We start from the raw sequence: 2,402 nt of genomic DNA on the forward strand, positions 1-2,402 counted from the left end.
TTCAAGAATCGCCAATGCGTTGCCGCTGTTTTCAATTCGATTGTATTTGTCTGCCATGTCCACTACATAAGAAACAGATGTCGGCTCGCTAAGCTTCAGCAAAGAGTCCTGGCACATTTCGAATATTCCGCGATATTTCATTTTGTCCTCTTCTCTGATTGAGAAATCCATCAGATATGAAGCCACTGTTCTCTTGATATAAAAATAATATGAGCGGAGATAATCAGGCACAGTGTTGTAGGGTATTGAATCCGCAATTTCCAGAGCTTCCTTATACATTCCGATGCTGCCGAGAACATTTGCCGTGTTCAGTCTGGCGTTAGTCATGAATTCCTTGTTACCCGTTCTCGAAGCCAGAATCTCCCTATGACGGCAATAAGCGAAAGCCGAATCGGTGTTATATGGTCTGAATTCGTCAAGAAGGTCTCCCATGGCGAGAAATCTTGCCTCATCGTCTGAAGCATTATAAAGAACCTTTCTCAGACTGTCCAGACGATTTTCTTTCTGAGAAATATAGATATCTCTGTTCAGAATGATTTTATGCAGTTCCGCCATCAGTGAGTCATTTTTGGAATTGGCGGAGGAGCTTGTGGCAATAGTCACAAGCAGGAAAGAAAACAGCCAGCGGATAATCAGATGGCGTTTCTTAAAAGTCCAAGGTAGTAGTTTTTCGAAGGTCATACACAAATTTACAAAAAAAATATCAAATAGGATATGTTGTGATGTATCCGAGTAGCTGTTTTTGCATCCAATGCCCGCTGTCGTCTTTTTATATGCATCGCGGAGTGGTTTGCATTACTACTATAAATTGAAATGGTGAGATAGATATAATACTGACTATCAATATGCTGGTATTTTGAAAATATATTTGGAACTACTTTTTAACTACTAATCTGTTTCGGCTGTTTAAATAATGAATATCGCACTCTATCTTTGTGGCTGGGATTTCATGTGCGCAATTGAATCTGACAGGAGATCCTGAGATGATTTCGCGATTTTGAAGAAGGAGCATGGCGGGCTATGTGACTGATGTGAAATCAAGAAAGCATCCGGAAGATTCAAAATTTAAACAAGCACTGTATTTACTATATAAGCTAATTTTCAATACTTACCTATACCATTTTAAACTAATCTAAAAATGAAACTTATGTTTAATTTTTCCAAAACAGCAGCTACGGCTTTTGTAGTGATGGCATCGGCTTTCGGTGTCTCGGCAGCAGATCATCTGACAATAATAGGCAGTGCCACGCCTGATTCGTGGAATATAAAATACGGGCTTCTTATGGTTCAGGATGTCGACAATGAGAATGTCTTCACTTATATGGGCTATCTCAAGGCTGATGAAGAATTCAAGTTTACGTCGGGAAAGAATTTTGATAATCCGAATCTGGAATATCGCAATGAATCAGCCGACGCTTATGATGTGTCAAAACTCGTTCAAGGCGGGCAGGATAACAAATTCAAGGTTCGTGAGAGTGCCAATTATAAGGTGGTTTGCAATCTGGCTGACATGACGGTATCTGTGACAAAAGCAGCTTATCAGGATAATCCCGTGCGTTTCAACGCTCTTTATATAGTAGGCGATGCCGGCAGCGGCGGCTGGGAGATTACCGATGCTCCGGCAATGGTCTGGGGCGGTGAGGAAGACCCGTTCAAATTCACTTATAACGAAGAAATGAAAAAGGGTGAGTTTAAAATAGATGCCAACCGTTACAACGGTTCATGGGATGGACCCTGGTTCTGGGCAGGTCTTGACGGTGACGGCAATATAGATTATGATAAAATCACCACAGACGGCAATGGAGACAGAAAATGGCAGATTCCTAAAGATGGCAGATATAATATCTAGATAGATCTTCTCAATAACACGGTTTCCATCACTAAAGCCGGAAACAGCGGAGTGGCAGATATTGAAGCCGAATTCGAAGGAACACCTGTTTACTATAACCTGCAGGGTGTGGTTGTGACCAATCCCTCCAACGGAATATTCATCAGGAAAACCGGAAACAGATTCACTAAAGTAAGATTATAAAATTTTAAATCCATTCCGGGAAACATTACCGGTTGATTCCGACAGAGTCCTGTCGTTTCCCGGAATGGATTCTGCATACTGACATATCATGAGAATTAAAACACTTGTATTTGCTGTTTTGTCATTTGTCTTTTCAGGGACTATGACATTATGGGGTGAGAATAATCCGCAAGCCAATCCCGAAGCCGTGGTTACAAGCGGCAAGGCAAGGTTTACGGTATTGACTCCGGAAATGATAAGAATAGAATACAGCGACAAAGGCTTTTTTGAAGACAGAGCCACATTCACGGTAGTAAACCGTAATCTCGCTGTGCCTCATTACTCCAAATCGGAAGATGCGACATTTATTTATATAGAGACAGACAAATTG

At 41.2% G+C, this 2,402-nt stretch carries 2 protein-coding genes and 2 pseudogenes; 3 read left to right on the top strand and 1 reads right to left on the bottom strand.

Going from position 1 to position 2,402, the window contains the following annotated elements:
* Positions 1 to 681: pseudogene (locus tag JX312_RS12325) on the bottom strand (hypothetical protein); the annotation flags it as partial.
* 457 nt (positions 682 to 1,138) lie between these two features.
* Between JX312_RS12325 and JX312_RS12330 the strand changes: the two are divergent.
* From JX312_RS12330 to JX312_RS12335, 3 genes and pseudogenes are all read left to right on the top strand, one after another.
* On the top strand, positions 1,139 to 1,849 hold the full coding sequence (locus JX312_RS12330; protein ID WP_204458189.1) for a SusF/SusE family outer membrane protein: 711 nt from the start codon (positions 1,139 to 1,141) through the stop codon (positions 1,847 to 1,849).
* A 51-nt stretch (positions 1,850 to 1,900) separates the two neighbouring features.
* Positions 1,901 to 2,032: a hypothetical protein gene (locus JX312_RS14245; RefSeq protein ID WP_255563925.1), complete on the top strand. Its 132-nt coding sequence runs from the start codon at positions 1,901 to 1,903 to the stop codon at positions 2,030 to 2,032.
* Positions 2,033 to 2,120: 88 nt separating this feature from the next.
* A pseudogene (locus JX312_RS12335) lies at positions 2,121 to 2,402 on the top strand (glycosyl hydrolase family 31); the annotation flags it as partial.

Source organism: Barnesiella sp. CU968, from assembly GCF_905219685.1.
Classification (GTDB): domain Bacteria; phylum Bacteroidota; class Bacteroidia; order Bacteroidales; family Muribaculaceae; genus Lepagella; species Lepagella muris_A.